Here is a 15,626-nt window from a genome sequence, read left to right as displayed (position 1 = left end):
ACAAACAAAAACAACCATGAATATGGATACAGCGATATTTATAGCTCGCAGGATCGCGGCGCAATCGATTCTACTCAGTGAGGAAGCTGTTGAGAAACTGGCCTCTATCTTAATCCGGACAGAATTGAAAAAAGGCGCCCTGTTTTTGAGCGAAGGAGAGGTTTGTACGCAACTCGGTTATGTCTATAAGGGAATGGTTCGCCAGTTTTACTTCAAGAATAAGAAAGAGCTGACCGAGCATTTCGCCAGCGAGGACAACATCTTCATTTGCATCGAGAGCTTCTTGCGCCAACGTCCCGCTAATCTGTTGGTGGAGGCCTTGGAGAATACGGTACTGTATGGCATTCCTCATGATCCTTTATTGGCATTGTGCGCCGAGGATTACGAGATCGAGGTCATGTATCGCCGCCTGTTGGAGAATTCGCTGATCCTGTCTCAACGGAAGGCGGACTTCCTTCGTTTCGAGACCGCTAATGAACGTTATGCCCGCTTATTGAAAGAACACCCTGAGATCGTGCAGCGTGCCCCCTTGTCCCATATCGCTTCTTATTTGTTGATGACTCCCGAGACGTTGAGCCGGGTTAGGGCAAATATGCAGTTGTGATGGGCCTTTAGGTGTTAATTATATACGGTGTCGTATATAAGGATATAAAGATATAATTAGTATGAAGGTAGGATTATTTATCCCATGTTACATTAACGCGGTGTATCCCGAAGTGGGTATCGCCTCGTATAAATTGTTGAAGCATGTGGGTGTGGATGTCGATTATCCGATGGACCAGACCTGCTGCGGACAACCCATGGCGAACGCCGGCTTCGAGGATGAGGCGGCTCGCTTGGCCCTCCGGATGGAGGAACAGTTTAAGAACTATGACTACGTGGTAGGCCCCTCGGCCAGTTGCGTAGCCTTCGTAAAAGAGAACCATCCCCATATATTGGGAAAGCGGGATCACGTTTGTATGAACAGTAAGAAGATTTATGATATCTGCGAGTTCTTGCACGACGTGGTGAGACCGGAATCCCTGCCGGCCGTTTTCCCGCATAAGGTGAGTATCCATAATAGTTGCCACGGGGTGCGTGAGTTGCATCTCTCGTCGCCCAGCGAGCGTAATATCCCGTACTATTCCAAGTTACGTGATCTTCTTTCCTTGGTGAAAGGTATCGAGGTGTTCGAGCCGAGGCGGGTGGACGAATGTTGCGGTTTCGGCGGTATGTTCGCCATCGAGGAGCCTGAGGTCTCTACTTGCATGGGACAAGACAAGGTAAAGGATCATATGAGTACCGGCGCCGAGTATATCACCGGGGCGGATAGCTCTTGCCTGATGCATATGGAAGGGGTTATTAAGCGGGAGAAACTTCCGATCAAGACTATTCACATCGTTCAAATATTAGCGTCCGGATTATGAGTACGAAACATGCTATAGCAGCGGCCCGTTTCCTAGAGAATAAGGAGAATGAGGCTTGGCACGACCATACGCTTTGGATGGTACGTACCAAACGGGATAAGATGAGCCATTCGCTTCCCGAGTGGGAGCGGTTGAGGGAGTTGGCCTCGGAGATCAAGCTTTACTCCAACAGCCATCTGGACACGCTTCTGGAGGAGTTCGAGAAAAACGCGATCGCCAACGGGGCTATCGTGCATTGGGCGAAAGATGCCGAGGAGCATAACGAGATCGTCTTGCGGATCTTGCGCCAGCATGATGCCCGGAACCTGATCAAGAGCAAATCGATGCTGACGGAGGAATGCCATATGAACGAGTTCTTGATGTCGAAAGGAATCGATGTGGTGGAGAGCGATTTGGGTGAGCGTATCTTGCAATTGATGCATTTGGCCCCGAGCCATATCGTGATGCCGGCGATCCATATCAAACGGGAGCAGATCAGCGAGATGATGGAGCGTGAGATGGGAACGGAGAAAGGGAATATCGACCCTACCTACCTGACGCATGCCGCCCGTAAGAATCTGCGTGAGAAATTCCTCCATGCCGACGTGGCGATGACGGGCGTTAACTTCGCCGTCGCCTCTACGGGTGAGATCGTGGTTTGTACCAATGAGGGAAACGCCGATATGGGAACCTCCTTCCCGAAGGTGCATATCGCTACGATGGGGATGGAGAAGATCGTACCGAATCTGGAGGCATTGGGCGTATTCACTCGTTTGCTGGCTCGTTCGGGTACGGGGCAACCCATCACGTCTTATACTTCTCATTACCGCCGTCCGCCCGAGGGACAAGAGTTCCATATCATTATCGTGGATAACGGGCGCAGTGATATCTTGGCGAAACCGGATCATATTCGTACGTTGAATTGCATCCGTTGTGGCGAGTGCATGAATACCTGTCCGGTATATCGCAGGAGTGGTGGCTATTCGTATACATATTTCATTCCGGGACCGATCGGGATCAACTTGGGTATGCTGAGGAATCCGGAGGAATATTCGGATAACGTATCGGCTTGCTCCTTATGTCTTTCTTGCTCGAACGTTTGTCCGGTAAAGATCGATTTGGGCGAGCAGATTTACCGTTGGCGGCAAGATTTGGATAAGATCGGTAAGGCGAGCAAGGAGAAGAAAGTGATGTCTTTTGGCATGAAGTTCTTGATGGAACGTCCGGGATTGTTCAATACGGCGTTGAAGTTTGCTCCGGTAGTGAATCATTTGCCCCGTTTCATGGTCTACAATGGCTTGAACGCTTGGGGCAAGGGACGTGAGCTTCCGACTTTCGCCAAGGAGTCGTTTAATGATATGTGGAAGAATAATAAGGTGAGATAATGAGTAGTAAAGATTCTATATTGGCGAGTATCCGTCGTCATACGGGTGCACGCCACGAGATGCCTGAGCTTACGTTGGAGGCGATTACCTATGCGGATAAGTTGGCTACGTTCTCGGAAGTGCTAGCCGGGGCGGGTGGCAAGGCCATCGAGTTAAAGCCCGGCGAGGATGTGAATGAGGTGATCCGCCGTGAGTTTCCGGAGGCGAAACGTATCGCCTCGAATTTGAAGGAGATTACTTGCGCTACCTTTAACCCGGATGAGCTGACCGATCCCCGGGAGTTGAACGGGACGGACGTATCTGTGGTGGAGGGTAGTTTCGGCGTGGCGGAGAATGCCGCTGTCTGGTTACCCCGTCAGGTACGTTATAAAGGTCTGTACTTTATCTCGAACGCTTTGGTGATCTTGTTGGACAAGACTCAATTGGTTCATACGATGAATGAGGCTTACCGCCGTACTGCCACTATGGATTATGATTACGGAGTCTTCATGTCCGGTCCCTCAAAGACTGCTGACATTGAACAAGCCTTGGTATTCGGGGCGCATGGCCCGATCCAAGTAGTAGTCCTGTTAAGATAAAATCTATACCCTTTTGAGGGGATGAGACGGGGCACGCCCCGTCTCTACAAGTTGTACGTTATTTACAGCTCTCCAATATTTCCCGTGCCACGCTACCCGTTACATTCTTCGCCTCCCCGAAGGCGGCGTTTCGTTCATTGAAGCGATTCTCGATCTCGGTGATTGTCGTATTGCCGATCTTCTCTTGGCTGAGGCGGGTAGATAAACCGAGGCTTTGGAAAAATTGCTCAGTCTTCTCGATGGCTTGGCTTACCCGTTCCTCTGTCGTTCCACTATGGATACCCCATACCCGTTCGCCGTATTGCAGGATCTTGCCCTCTTTCTGCTTGCGTAGGGTGCGTAAGGTTCCGGGGAAGACGATCGCTAGAGTCGCTCCATGCGTCAATCCGTGAAGGGCGGTTAGCTCGTGTCCGATCATATGGGTAGCCCAGTCCTGCGTTACGCCCATAGCGATAAAGCCGTTCAAGCCCATCGTGGCGGATAGCATGAAATCTGCCATCAGGTCGTAATTCCTCGGATCTTCCTTGATCTTCGGGGCGATCTCAACCAAGGTACTTAAAATACTTTCCGCCCAATGATCCATCAAGCGGGATTGGTCGGTCGTAGTCATATATTGCTCCATCACGTGGACGAAGGTATCGGCGATACCGCAAGACACTTGATACGGGGGGAGGCTGAAGGTCGTCTCCGGGTCCAAGATCGAGAACACGGGGAAATTGCTGTAGAACGGGAATTTCTCTTGCGTCTCTTTCCGGGAGATCACGGCCCCGCTATTCATCTCGGAACCCGTGGCGGGCAGGGTCAGTACGGTACCCATGGGCACGGTATGATAGTAATACCCTTTCTGTACCAATTCCCAAGGATCGCCGTCGTACTGGATGCCAGCGGAGATTAGCTTCGTCCCGTCTATGACGGAGCCGCCGCCTACCGCCAATAGGAAATCCACCTGCTTGCCTTTCGCTATCTGGATAGCTTCTCGCAAGGTCTCGATGGTGGGATTAGGCTCGATGCCCCAGAACTCGATATAGTCACGATCCTTTAGCGCCTTGATCACTTGGTCGTACACACCGTTTTGCTTTACGCTACCTCCTCCGAAGGTGATCATGATGCGATGCACCATCGGGATGGCCGTACTCAGTTTCTCAATCATGCCCTTACCGAATAATAAACGGGTTGGGTTGTGAAAAGTGAAGTTATTCATAGGACTATTTACTGTTTTTATATGTAAACATGAATAGGGTTCCTATTGTTTTAGGGCTTCCAGTAACTTATCGACCGCCTTGGCGGGAGTAGCTTCGCTCTTTAGTAACTGGACGAACTTGCTACCGATGATGGCACCGGAAGAGTGGGCCGCTGCCGCCTCGAAAGTAGCTTTATTGCTGATACCGAAACCTACCAAGCGGGGATTCTGTAGGTTCATGGCGTTGATACGACGGAAATAGGCTTGTTTCTGTTCGTTGAAATCTTGTTGGGCTCCGGTCGTGGCGGCGCTGGATACCATATAGATAAATCCGCTGGTATGGGCATCGATCAGCCGGATTCGTTCCTCGGAGGTCTCTGGGGTGATCAGCATGATCATTTTCAGGTCATGGCGATCGGCGATCTCCTTGTAGTCGGCGATATAATCGGCGTAAGGCAGGTCGGGGATGATCATTCCGTCTACGCCGGCCTCTACGCAACTGGCACAGAATTTCTCGAAACCGTATTGCATGATAGGATTCAGGTAGCCCATCAGGATGATCGGGATCTGTACTTCGCTCCGGATCTCTCTCAATTGCCCGAATAGGAGGTGGAGTGACATCCCGTTACGCAACGCTTGCGTAGCGGCCTCTTGGATGACAGGGCCGTCTGCCATCGGGTCGGAGAAGGGGATTCCTACTTCTACCATGTGGACACCTTTAGCCTGTAAGGCTTTTAAGATGCTTGCCGTATCGTTTAAGTTCGGATAACCGGCGGTGAAATAGACGGAGAGTATTCCGTCTTTCTGGGTCTGGAATAAGTTTGTGATGCGATTCATTTTGAATTCTATTTTAAAAATACTATCAGACGGTGGGAGACGGGGCACGCCCTGTCTCTACAGCTGGATGTAAAATTTGTTGGATGAAATTCTTTAGTTTGTCGACGTCTTTCAATCCCGGCTCGATCTCGAAGCCACTGTTGAGGTCGATACCTGCGAAACGGGGATGCCGGAAGTTCCGGATCGCCTCTGCGTTTTCCGGACGGATGCCTCCGCTGAGCAAGAAGGGAGTCTCTCCTTTATATTCGGTTAGGATGGACCAATCGAAACGTTTGCCTGAGCCTCCATAGCCCTCGCATCTCGTATCGAAAAGGAAATAATCCACCCGGCCCTCATACTCCCTTGTTTTTTCGAAGTCCTCTTTCGTAGCGATGGGGAAAGCCTTGATCAAGGAATAGCCCCTTTTTTGCAAGGTGTGGCAATCTTCCGGCGATTCGTTACCATGAAGTTGGAGATAGTCTAGCTTGTAGGCGGAGGCTTTCTCCATCATGGACTCGATGGTAGCGTTGACGAAAACGCCCACTTTCTTAGGGGACAATTGTTCACTGTCCGTTACCTGCTGCTCCGTCGGGCATCGCTCGACAAAGCGCTTGGAACGTTCGTAGAAGATAAAGCCGATCCAGTTGATGGCTAGGGCGGCTACTTCCCGGATATTCTGAGGTTCCCGCATTCCGCAAACTTTGATGATCATGCCAGTCCTCCTATCAAATCGGCTAGGGTATCGCCCGGCCTCTCGGTTTTCATGAAGGTCTCTCCGATCAGGAATCCACGGAAACCGGCCTCACGCAATTGGCGTACGGTATCGGTCTCGGATATTCCGCTCTCGGACACTAAAAGAGGGGAGAAGCCTCGCATCTTATCGACCAACTTGAATGAGTTGTTTACGTCCGTATGGAAGGTGCCGAGATTACGGTTGTTCACGCCGAGCATATCGATATCCGCGTTCAGGTATTTGAGCTCGTCCTCGCTATGGACTTCCAGCAAGACTTCCAATTGCAGGCTATGGGCGGTCTCGGCGAGTATCCGGCATTCTTCTTCCGTAAGGGCGGCGGCGATCAACAAGACAGCGTCGGCGCCCATCACCCGGGCTTGGAAGAGTTGGTAGGTATCGATGATGAAGTCCTTGCGAAGTAACGGGAGATCCACCAGCTTGCGGGCCTTTTGCAAGTCGCCCAAGGAACCTCCGAAGAAATCCCCGTCCGTAAGGATCGAGCAGGCGGAGGCTCCTCCGGCCTCGTAAGCGGGCACCACGTCGGCGATATTCGCTCCCGGATGCAGCCAGCCCTTGGAGGGGCTTTTACGCTTGAACTCGGCGATAATACCGGAGGGGGATGATTCCAACGCCACACGCATGGAACGTGTGTCACGCTCCATACGGTCGCTACCTAGAGCCAATAAGGTCTGTAAGCTTACGGCCTGTTTTTGCCGGGCTACCTCGATGCGCTTATTGGCGATAATATCTTGTAAGATGTCCTTTTTCATAGGATATGTTTCTTTATCTTTGGTTCAAAGATATAAATTTACGGAATGTAGCCAATGCTTTTCCGCTTTCCAATGATTCACGTGCCTCGGCGATACACGTCTCGATCTTCTTCTCTGGACAGATCACTTGGATGGCGAAAGCGGAGTTGGCGATCACGCAGCTCTTTTGGGCCTCGGTAGCCCTGTTCCCTAATACGGCGTCGAAGATACGGGCCGCTTCCTCCGGGGTCTCGCCGCCGTCGAGGTCCGCTTCCGTGCAACGTTTGAATCCGAGCATCTCCGGGGTATAAAGCTTCTCTTTCTCCGGCATGGCTACCTTGAAATCGGCCGTGAGGGAGATCTCGTCGTAACCGTCCAAGCTATGTACCACGGCGAAACGGGTACCGCTCTCTTGATACGTATAATTATATAGGCGGAGTAGCGGGAGGTTATATACGCCTAACAATTGGTAAGTAGGCATGACCGGGTTGACCAGCGGGCCGAGCATATTGAAGAAGCTGCGCACGCCGAGGCTCTTCCGTACCGGAGCTACCGCTTTCAGCGCCGGGTTGAACAAGGGTGCGTGGAGGTAGGCGATATGGCAGGTATCCATGGAGGTACGTAGCTTATCGATATCGTTCGTGAATTTTACGCCGTGTTGCTCCATCACGTTGCTGGCGCCGCTCACCGAGGTAGCCCCGTAGTTACCGTGCTTTACGACATGGTAACCGGCACCGGCCACTACGAAGCAGGAACAGGTACTGATGTTGAACGTGTTTTTCCCGTCGCCTCCGGTACCTACGATATCGATCGGCTTGTATTCGCTTAGATCTACCGGTACACGCATCTCCAGCAAAGCTTCCCGGAATCCGGTCAATTCCTCTACGGAGATACTGCGCATCAGGAATACGGTGATCAGGCTGGCGATCTGGGAATCGTTGTAGCGTCCCTCCGCTATGTTCTGGAGGATATTCCGGGCTTCTTCCCGGCCTAGATATTGGTGCTCGAATAATCTGTATAAAATCTGTTTCATCTTTTATCATTGTTTTAAGAAGGAAATTTATTTGAAATTTGGGCTTGCATCGGGTGCGCGATGGGGTTTAAAATTTTAAACCGGGCTTGCACCGATGCGCGGTGGGGTTTAAAATTTTAAACCGGGCTTACATCGGGTGTGCGGTGAGGTTTAAAATTTTAAACCGGGCTTACACCCGTTTACCCTCGGAGCCAGTTCTCTATAATCGTCTTCCCTTTAGGTGTCAACACGGATTCCGGATGGAATTGGATACCTCGTACATCGTACTCACGATGGCGCAAGCCCATGATCTGTCCTTCTTCCGTATCGACCGCCGTAATTTCCAGACAATCCGGGAAGTTTTCCTTGGAGACCGCCCAAGAATGATAACGCCCAACACGTATACCAGGTTCCAGTCCCTCGAAGATAGGATCTTTAGCGACAATCCGTATATCGGAGCAAACGCCGTGATGCACGTCGGTAAGGTTTATCAATGTGGCGCCGAATGCCTCGCCGATGGCCTGCTCGCCTAGGCAGACACCTAGGATGCTCTTTGTCGGGGCGTACCGGCGGATCAAGGGGAGGAGGATGCCGGCTTCCTCGGGGATGCCCGGTCCCGGGGATAGTAAGATCTTATCGAAACGCTCTATTTCTTCCAAGGAGATCTTGTCGTTGCGGTGTACCTCTACGTCTGCGCCCAGTTCCTTCAATATATGTAGCAAATTGTAGGTGAAGGAATCGTAATTATCAAATAATAATATCTTCATTTTATATGTATTGTTGTTGTTGTAGAGACGGGGCGTGCCCCGTCTCTACAACCGGATAATCAATTGATTAATTTCTCCGCTAGGTCTATCGCCTTCTTCAAGGCTCCCAGCTTATTGTTTACCTCTTGTAATTCACGCTCATCGTTGCTTTTAGCTACGATCCCGGCTCCCGCCTGATAGTAAAGTACGTTGCCACGGCTGACGAAGGTACGGATCGTGATCGCTTGGTTCAAATCACCATCCAGACCGATAAAGCCGATACAGCCGCCGTAAGCACCCCGGTTATGATGCTCGATGTCGGTGATCAGTTGCATGGCCCGTACTTTGGGGGCTCCGCTCAATGTGCCGGCGGGGAAGGTATCGACGTAGGTCTTTACCGGGTCGCTATCGGTGTTGATCTCGCCGCTCACACGGGATACGAGGTGGATGACGTGGCTGTAGTATTGTACCTCCTTATAGAAATCCACTTGCACGTCGTGGGCGTTCCGGCTGAGGTCGTTGCGGGCGAGGTCTACCAGCATCACGTGCTCGGCGTTCTCCTTGGGATCGGCAAGCAGGGCCTCGGTACGCTGCTTGTCTACCTCGATATTACCGGTACGGAAAGCGGTCCCGGCGATCGGGTCGATGCTGGCGTGTCTGCCCGTTACCTTGCAATGCGTCTCGGGGGAAGAGCCGAAGATACGGAAACCTCCGAAATCGAAATAGAACAAATAAGGAGAGGGGTTGATGCTGCGAAGAGCCCGGTACACCTTGAAGTCGTCTCCCTTGAACGGTTGCTCGAAGCGACGGCTCAATACGATCTGGAAGACATCCCCCCTGAGGCAGTGCTTGATGCCTTGGCGGACCATCGCCTTGTATTCCTCGCCGGTGATCGGGGAGGTCTCGGGACCCGCTGTCTGGAAGTTGTAGGAGGCGAAGTTACGGTTCTCGATCAGCGTAAGGATCTCTTCCAACCCGCTATCCTCGCCGTCTTGAACCATCTCCACCAGAGTAAGCTCATTCTTGAAATGATTGAAGACAAGGATATACTTATATAATATGTATAGCATATCGGGGGCATCGTTCTCCTCGTGATGAACTTCCATGACCGGGATGTTCTCGAAATAACGGACGGCATCGAAAGCCGTGTAGCCGAATAATCCGCAGACCTTCTTGTCCGCTCCCTCCACCTTGAAGCGGCCGAGAAAAGCGTTCATCGCCTCGGGTACGTTATAGTCTTCGGTGAGCGGGGTAACCTCACGGGTCTCGTCCGGGAAGGTCGCCGTGCATTCCCCGTTGTTGATACCGATGCTCGCCAAGGGACGGAGCGCTATAAAGGAAAGGCTATTCTCGTTTCCGTGGAAGTCCGAGCTTTCCAACAGGGCCGATTCCGGGTAGATATCCCGCACTTTCAGATAGATGCTTACGGGAGTGTGAAGGTCGCCCATCACCTTCTTGCTTATCGTTTTGAAAGAATAATTCATGATAATTTATAATTAATGTAAGTGTCCATATCTTTATCGCCACGGCCCGAGACAGTCAGTACCACCACCTCTTCCGGCTTGAAGTTTACCTTGGCCAAGGCCCCCAAGGCATGGGCGCTTTCCAAGGCCGGGATGATTCCTTCCAGACGGGTCAACTCGAAAGCGGCCTCCAACGCCTCGTCATCATCTACCGCTAGGATTTGCGCACGGTGCTTTACGGAGAGGTTCGCGTGGATCGGGCCGATGCCCGGGTAATCCAAGCCGGCGGAAACAGAATAAGGTTCCTCGATCTGTCCGTCCTCGTTCTGCATGACCAAGGTACGTGCCCCGTGGATGATGCCCTCTTTACCCAATTGGATCGTGGCGGCGCTCATGCCGGAGTGGATGCCCTTGCCGCCGGCCTCGGCCAAGACGATCTTCACCCGCTCGTCATCCACGAAATGATAGATCGTACCGGCGGCGTTACTTCCCCCGCCTACGCAGGCGATCAGGTAATCCGGGTGATCCCTTCCTTCCTTCTCCAGCAGTTGCTTCTTGATCTCCTCGCTGATAACGGATTGCAGCCGGGCTACCATATCCGGATAAGGATGGGGGCCTACCGTAGAACCGATAATATAATACGTATCCGAAGGATGACAGCACCAGTCACGGATCGCCTCGTTCGTGGCGTCTTTCAAGGTCATGTTTCCCGAGGTCACGGGCACGACGGTAGCTCCCAGCATTTCCATCTTCTGTACGTTGGCATGTTGGCGTTCCACGTCTGTCTTCCCCATATAAACGATACATTCCATATTCATCAAGGCACATACCGTAGCCGTAGCCACTCCATGCTGTCCGGCACCCGTCTCGGCGATGATACGGGTCTTCCCCATGCGGCGGGCTAGGAGGATCTGGCCGATCGTATTGTTGATCTTATGTGCTCCGGTATGGTTCAAGTCTTCCCGTTTCAAATAGATCTTGCATCCGTATTTCTCACTCAACCGTTTGGCCAAGTAAAGAGGGGAGGGGCGGCCTACATAATCACGCAATAACTGATCGAACTCTTCCTTGAAGCTATCGCTCTCCAACACTTGCAGATAGGTATTCTGTAAATTTTCCACGCATTGATGAAGGATCTCGGGAACATAGGCCCCGCCGAACTCACCATAGTAACCATTCTTGTCAACTTGATACGTTTTCATCTTTTATCTATTTTAGTTATTTTCCTTTTGAATTTGCTATAAAAAGAAAAGAGGCCTGCCGCAAGTGCGACAGACCTCTTTATATCTTTATGTAGTGTTTATATATACATACGAGTCTTCGTTCCTTACGACCTTTTGAGTTGTACGGAGCGCCACCACCAATATGTATTTACTACGAATGTTCTCATGACTCTGTTTTGTTATTACGGCAGCAAATATATGGAATCTTTGACAAACAGCAAATAAAATCGTACTTTTTTTATGAATGAGATAAAAAAGATCAGAAGGTCTATTTAAACTGCTCTATTGACAAATTGTAATTCATTGAGCCTTATGTAGACGTGTATTGGCGTTTTTGGTATTTGTTTTTATTATTTCGAAGAATAATTTGCTTTCAAAATAATAGTTTCTACCTTTGCGGAAACAATAAAAAACGATTAATATTTCTAATATGGATACTAAATTAACTGGAAAAACTCGCATAGAGAGCGATTTGATCGGCGCTCGTGAAATCCCCGCCGAAGCATTATACGGAGTTCAAACCTTGAGAGGAATCGAGAATTTCTCAATCAGTAAATTCCGTTTGAGTGAATATCCTTTATTCATTAAAGGATTAGCTATAACAAAAATGGCGGCTGCCATGGCTAACTTTGAACTAGGCTTGCTTACCGTAGAGCAAAAGGACGCTATCATCGCCGCTTGCGGGGAGATTATCGATGGCAAGCATCACGACCAGTTCCCGGTGGATATGATCCAAGGCGGAGCGGGTACCACTACGAATATGAACGCGAATGAGGTGATCGCCAACCGTGCCTTGGAGCTGATGGGGCATGAGCGAGGTGAATACCAATACTGCTCACCGAACGACCATGTGAACTGCTCGCAATCCACGAACGACGCATATCCGACCGCTATCCATATCGGTATGTATTTTAAGCATCTTCAATTGCTTCCCCATTTGGAGGAATTGATCGCCTCTTTCCGTAAGAAAGGGGAGGAGTTCTCGCGGATTATCAAGATGGGACGTACGCAGTTGGAGGATGCCGTACCTATGACGTTGGGGCAGACCTTTAATGGCTTCGCCAGCATCTTGCAGGATGAGATCGCTCACTTGAATGAGGCCGCCGCCGATTTCTTGGTGGTTAATATGGGAGCTACCGCTATCGGTACGGGTATTTGTGCCGAGCCGGGATACGCGGAGAAATGTATCGCGGCTTTACGTGAGATAACCGGATGGAATATCCGTCTCTCCTCCGATTTGGTAGGAGCTACCTCGGATACTTCTTGCTTGGTAGGCTATGCTTCCGCCATGAAGCGGGTTTGCGTGAAGATGAATAAGATATGTAATGACCTTCGCTTGTTGGCAAGCGGCCCTCGTTGCGGTTTGGGTGAGTTTAACTTGCCTGCTATGCAGCCGGGTTCGTCTATCATGCCGGGTAAGGTGAATCCGGTGATCCCGGAGGTGATGAACCAGATCGCTTATAAGGTAATGGGTAATGAATTATGTGTGACCATGGCCGGGGAAGCCGCCCAGATGGAGCTGAACGCTATGGAGCCGGTGATGGCACAATGCTGCTTCGAGTCCGTGGATTTGCTGATCAATGGTTTCGATACCTTGCGTACCCGTTGCGTGGACGGTATTATCGCTAACGAGGATCGTTGTCGTGAGGAGGTACATCATAGCATCGGCGTGGTGACGGCCTTGAACCCGGTAATCGGCTATAAGAACTCGACCAAGATAGCGAAGGAGGCGTTGGAGACCGGCGTTAGCGTTTATCAATTGGTACTGGATCATGGTATCTTGACCAAGGAGGAATTGGATACGATCTTAAGCCCGGAGAATATGATCAAGCCGGTGAAATTGGATATCAAGCCTCGCCGTTAATCGAGTCCTATTATATAATGTATACCATTTGTGGACCGTATAGGTGGATTTTTCCATCCTATGCGGTCTTTTTTTAGATTATAATCTCTATCTTTGGACTGACTTAATTCTAATAATCATGATAAATAGACGAGATTTTTTAAAGAACGCGTCCCTTTTCACCTTGGGTGGCCTGATGGCCGGAAAGGTCGGGAGCGCAGATGCGGCTAAACCTGTCACTTCTGAAACGATGGCCGCTAAGACAGTTGGTTTACAAATCTATTCTTTAGGCAAGGAACTTTATGCGGATGTACCCGGTGGATTGAAAAAGATCAAGCAAATGGGGTACACGAATCTGGAATTGGCCGGTTACAAGGAAGGCAAGATCGGCGGTGTAGACATGATGGAATTCAAGAAGATGGTGGATGATGCCGGATTGAAGATCACCAGTTCCCACGTGAATCCTCCGGTACGTGAGTACACGAAGGCTAATCGTTCCCAGATCTCCGAGTATTGGAAGAAGACGGCTGATGACCATGCCAAACTAGGCGTGAAGTACTTGATCCAGCCCGGGCAACCGAGTACCCGTAGCACCGAGGAAACCGCTTTCGTCTGCGAGATTTTTAACGAGGCGGGTAAGATCGTGAAAGCGGCCGGTATTCCTTTCGGCTATCACAACCATGAGATGGAGTTCGCCAAGGTAAATCCGGGCAGTACGGAGGCCAAGCTGGGAAGGCGTGTGAAAGGAGATTGCATCTATGAGTTGTTCTTGAAGAATACTGATCCTTCGCTTGTGTTTTTCGAGATGGATGTTTATTGGGCCGTGATGGGACAACAAGATCCGATAGAATGGTTGAAGAAATATCCGAACCGTATCAAGGTATTGCACATCAAGGATCGTGCTATTCTAGGCGAGTCCGGGATGATGAATTTCGAGAATATATTCCGGCAAGCTTACGCAAATGGAATCAAGGATTATTTCGTGGAGTTGGAGGGTATGCCTGACGGACGTTCCCAGTTTGAGGGCGTGAAAGGCTGCGTGGATTATTTATTGAAAGCACCGTTCGTGAAATAAGTCTTTTGACTCATTAAAAAAACGCTCATGGCGGTAGGATGCTTCCTCCGTTATGAGCGTGTTTGTTCGTAAAGCAGCCATACCAATAAAGGGATATAGTCCTTTAATTCCGTCCGTAATATCTTGAGCGCTTGAGAGATGCGGTATGCGATTGTTTTGGGGGATACGCCTGTCCGCTCGGCGATCTCGTTGTAAGTCATTTCCTCGAAACGGTTCATCTCGAATGCCTTACGGTATTCATCCGGGAGCTCCCGGATGGCCTTGGAGGCCAAGGCCATCAGTTCTCCTATATAAAAATCAGGATTCTCGAATTGCTCTTGGAACTTGGCGTACAATCTCTCGTGCACTTGTTGCTTAACCTGTATGTGGCTGATCGTATTGAGGCATTTATTGCGGACAATCGTGAAGAGGAGTGATTTCAGGGACATGTCCGCTACTAGGGATTTTCGGTTTTCCCACAGCCACATCATCACGTCTTGTACGATCTCCTCTGATTCTGGTACTGTTACATATTGGGAGGCGAAGGCGCACAATCCCCGGTAATATTGTTTGTACACGGTGTCGAACGCTTGTTCGTCTCCTGCGATAAGTTCTAGTGAAATTCGTTCTGCGTTCTCGTCCACAATAGTGTTTAAGTTTGTTTGGTTGCAAACTTAATGAATAATTCCGGATAAGAGGCATGAATCCCGCTACTTTTTCTTTCCTTGGTTGGCTACGGCTTCCATGAGTTTCTTGATTTCCTCCGGGTCACCAAGGAAATAATCATTCACGAGTTTCAAGTCATCATCGAACTCGAACACGTATGGAACGGCTGTCGGGAGATTCAGATGAACGATCTCTTCATCGGAGATGTTTTTTAAATATTTGATGATTCCCCGCAAGCTGTTTCCGTGAGCGGCGACAAGGATCTGGTCGGCGGTCCGGAGCGTCGGGAAGATAACCTCTTTCCAATAAGGGAGAATCCGCTCAACCGTATCTTTCAAGGATTCCGTACGGGGCAACTCTTTATCCGGCACGTCTTTGTAGCGGATATCGAAGCGAGGGTTACGAGGGTCGTCTTCCGATAGGGGAAGCGGGGCTATATCGTAACTGCGACGCCAGATCAAGACTTGCTCGTCTCCATACTTTTGGGCGGTCTCGCTCTTGTTCAACCCTTGTAGCGATCCGTAATGTTTCTCGTTCAGCCTCCAGCTCTTCTCCACCGGGATCCAGTCTTGGTCCATGCGATCCAATACACAATTCAAGGTTTTGACGGCCCGTTTTAAATAAGAGGTATAGGCTTTATTGAACACATATCCTTTTTCTTTCAATAGGTTGCCGGCCCTATAAGCTTCGGCCACGCCTTTTTCTGTCAAATCCACATCGGTCCAACCGGTGAACCGGTTCTCTTTATTCCATACACTTTCGCCGTGGCGAAGCAATACGATACTTTTCATAG

At 50.2% G+C, this 15,626-nt stretch carries 16 protein-coding genes; 6 read left to right on the top strand and 10 right to left on the bottom strand.

What is annotated here, in order from left to right:
* The first annotated feature begins 22 nt into the window (after nt 1-22).
* From QVP94_RS05715 to QVP94_RS05700, 4 genes are all read left to right on the top strand, one after another.
* Entirely contained in the window at nt 23-604 is a 582-nt protein-coding gene (locus tag QVP94_RS05715) for a Crp/Fnr family transcriptional regulator (protein ID WP_008772471.1), read from the top strand.
* A gap of 61 nt (nt 605-665) precedes the next feature.
* Nucleotides 666-1,406, top strand: a complete 741-nt coding sequence (locus QVP94_RS05710) for a (Fe-S)-binding protein (RefSeq protein WP_008772470.1) — start codon at nt 666-668, stop codon at nt 1,404-1,406.
* The gene (locus QVP94_RS05705; RefSeq protein ID WP_022192175.1) at nt 1,403-2,770 is read left to right on the top strand and encodes a lactate utilization protein B; all 1,368 of its coding nucleotides are present in this window, start codon (nt 1,403-1,405) and stop codon (nt 2,768-2,770) included. The genes QVP94_RS05710 and QVP94_RS05705 overlap by 4 nt, the downstream gene beginning before the upstream one ends.
* Nucleotides 2,770-3,348, top strand: a complete 579-nt coding sequence (locus QVP94_RS05700) for a LutC/YkgG family protein (RefSeq protein WP_022192174.1) — start codon at nt 2,770-2,772, stop codon at nt 3,346-3,348. Before QVP94_RS05705 ends, QVP94_RS05700 begins: the two co-directional genes overlap by 1 nt.
* Before the next feature lie 58 nt (nt 3,349-3,406).
* On the opposite strand, the gene QVP94_RS05695 is transcribed toward QVP94_RS05700, so the two are convergent.
* From QVP94_RS05695 to trpB, 8 genes are all read right to left on the bottom strand, one after another.
* A complete protein-coding gene (locus QVP94_RS05695; RefSeq protein ID WP_022192173.1) occupies nt 3,407-4,549 on the bottom strand; it encodes an iron-containing alcohol dehydrogenase in 1,143 nt (380 codons plus the stop codon).
* Between the two features lie 42 nt (nt 4,550-4,591).
* Entirely contained in the window at nt 4,592-5,365 is a 774-nt protein-coding gene (gene trpA, locus QVP94_RS05690) for a tryptophan synthase subunit alpha (protein ID WP_022192172.1), read from the bottom strand.
* Nucleotides 5,366-5,390: 25 nt separating this feature from the next.
* On the bottom strand, nt 5,391-6,056 hold the full coding sequence (locus QVP94_RS05685; protein WP_022192171.1) for a phosphoribosylanthranilate isomerase: 666 nt from the start codon (nt 6,054-6,056) through the stop codon (nt 5,391-5,393).
* Nucleotides 6,053-6,847, bottom strand: a complete 795-nt coding sequence (trpC, locus tag QVP94_RS05680) for an indole-3-glycerol phosphate synthase TrpC (protein ID WP_022192170.1) — start codon at nt 6,845-6,847, stop codon at nt 6,053-6,055. The genes QVP94_RS05685 and trpC overlap by 4 nt, the downstream gene beginning before the upstream one ends.
* Before the next feature lie 13 nt (nt 6,848-6,860).
* Nucleotides 6,861-7,859, bottom strand: coding sequence for an anthranilate phosphoribosyltransferase (gene trpD / locus QVP94_RS05675; protein ID WP_022192169.1), 999 nt, complete (start codon nt 7,857-7,859; stop codon nt 6,861-6,863).
* A 179-nt stretch (nt 7,860-8,038) separates the two neighbouring features.
* Nucleotides 8,039-8,605, bottom strand: coding sequence for an anthranilate synthase component II (locus tag QVP94_RS05670; protein WP_022192168.1), 567 nt, complete (start codon nt 8,603-8,605; stop codon nt 8,039-8,041).
* Nucleotides 8,606-8,664: 59 nt separating this feature from the next.
* The gene (locus QVP94_RS05665; RefSeq protein ID WP_022192167.1) at nt 8,665-10,068 is read right to left on the bottom strand and encodes an anthranilate synthase component I family protein; all 1,404 of its coding nucleotides are present in this window, start codon (nt 10,066-10,068) and stop codon (nt 8,665-8,667) included.
* Nucleotides 10,065-11,249, bottom strand: coding sequence for a tryptophan synthase subunit beta (gene trpB / locus QVP94_RS05660; RefSeq protein ID WP_008772462.1), 1,185 nt, complete (start codon nt 11,247-11,249; stop codon nt 10,065-10,067). Before trpB ends, QVP94_RS05665 begins: the two co-directional genes overlap by 4 nt.
* Before the next feature lie 451 nt (nt 11,250-11,700).
* Between trpB and QVP94_RS05655 the strand changes: the two genes are divergently transcribed.
* Both QVP94_RS05655 and QVP94_RS05650 read left to right on the top strand, forming a co-directional pair.
* Nucleotides 11,701-13,134 (top strand): aspartate ammonia-lyase, encoded by a 1,434-nt coding sequence (locus QVP94_RS05655; RefSeq protein WP_022192166.1) that lies wholly within the window; start codon nt 11,701-11,703, stop codon nt 13,132-13,134.
* A 118-nt stretch (nt 13,135-13,252) separates the two neighbouring features.
* On the top strand, nt 13,253-14,188 hold the full coding sequence (locus QVP94_RS05650) for a sugar phosphate isomerase/epimerase family protein (RefSeq protein ID WP_005857832.1): 936 nt from the start codon (nt 13,253-13,255) through the stop codon (nt 14,186-14,188).
* Nucleotides 14,189-14,238: 50 nt separating this feature from the next.
* Here the strand turns inward: QVP94_RS05650 and QVP94_RS05645 are convergent, their stop codons facing one another.
* Both QVP94_RS05645 and gpmA read right to left on the bottom strand, forming a co-directional pair.
* The gene (locus QVP94_RS05645) at nt 14,239-14,811 is read right to left on the bottom strand and encodes an RNA polymerase sigma-70 factor (protein ID WP_005863093.1); all 573 of its coding nucleotides are present in this window, start codon (nt 14,809-14,811) and stop codon (nt 14,239-14,241) included.
* 66 nt (nt 14,812-14,877) lie between these two features.
* Complete coding sequence (gene gpmA / locus QVP94_RS05640) at nt 14,878-15,624, bottom strand: 2,3-diphosphoglycerate-dependent phosphoglycerate mutase (RefSeq protein ID WP_005863091.1); 747 nt, start codon at nt 15,622-15,624, stop codon at nt 14,878-14,880.
* Between the last annotated feature and the right edge of the window lie 2 nt (nt 15,625-15,626).

The sequence above is a fragment of the Parabacteroides sp. CAG:2 genome, assembly GCF_000436315.1.
GTDB classification, from domain to species: Bacteria; Bacteroidota; Bacteroidia; order Bacteroidales; family Tannerellaceae; genus Parabacteroides; species Parabacteroides distasonis.
This window is presented reverse-complemented; position numbering and strand designations above follow the sequence as displayed.

Bases quoted from the DNA above. Each gene is read 5' to 3' on its own strand.
- QVP94_RS05715 (WP_008772471.1), top strand. From the start codon at position 23: ATGGATACAGCGATATTTATAGCTCGCAGGATCGCGGCGCAATCGATT.
- QVP94_RS05710 (WP_008772470.1), top strand. From the start codon at position 666: ATGAAGGTAGGATTATTTATCCCATGTTACATTAACGCGGTGTATCCC.
- QVP94_RS05705 (WP_022192175.1), top strand. From the start codon at position 1,403: ATGAGTACGAAACATGCTATAGCAGCGGCCCGTTTCCTAGAGAATAAG.
- QVP94_RS05700 (WP_022192174.1), top strand. From the start codon at position 2,770: ATGAGTAGTAAAGATTCTATATTGGCGAGTATCCGTCGTCATACGGGT.
- QVP94_RS05695 (WP_022192173.1), bottom strand. From the start codon at position 4,549: ATGAATAACTTCACTTTTCACAACCCAACCCGTTTATTATTCGGTAAG.
- trpA (WP_022192172.1), bottom strand. From the start codon at position 5,365: ATGAATCGCATCACAAACTTATTCCAGACCCAGAAAGACGGAATACTC.
- QVP94_RS05685 (WP_022192171.1), bottom strand. From the start codon at position 6,056: ATGATCATCAAAGTTTGCGGAATGCGGGAACCTCAGAATATCCGGGAA.
- trpC (WP_022192170.1), bottom strand. From the start codon at position 6,847: ATGAAAAAGGACATCTTACAAGATATTATCGCCAATAAGCGCATCGAG.
- trpD (WP_022192169.1), bottom strand. From the start codon at position 7,859: ATGAAACAGATTTTATACAGATTATTCGAGCACCAATATCTAGGCCGG.
- QVP94_RS05670 (WP_022192168.1), bottom strand. From the start codon at position 8,605: ATGAAGATATTATTATTTGATAATTACGATTCCTTCACCTACAATTTG.
- QVP94_RS05665 (WP_022192167.1), bottom strand. From the start codon at position 10,068: ATGAATTATTCTTTCAAAACGATAAGCAAGAAGGTGATGGGCGACCTT.
- trpB (WP_008772462.1), bottom strand. From the start codon at position 11,249: ATGAAAACGTATCAAGTTGACAAGAATGGTTACTATGGTGAGTTCGGC.
- QVP94_RS05655 (WP_022192166.1), top strand. From the start codon at position 11,701: ATGGATACTAAATTAACTGGAAAAACTCGCATAGAGAGCGATTTGATC.
- QVP94_RS05650 (WP_005857832.1), top strand. From the start codon at position 13,253: ATGATAAATAGACGAGATTTTTTAAAGAACGCGTCCCTTTTCACCTTG.
- gpmA (WP_005863091.1), bottom strand. From the start codon at position 15,624: ATGAAAAGTATCGTATTGCTTCGCCACGGCGAAAGTGTATGGAATAAA.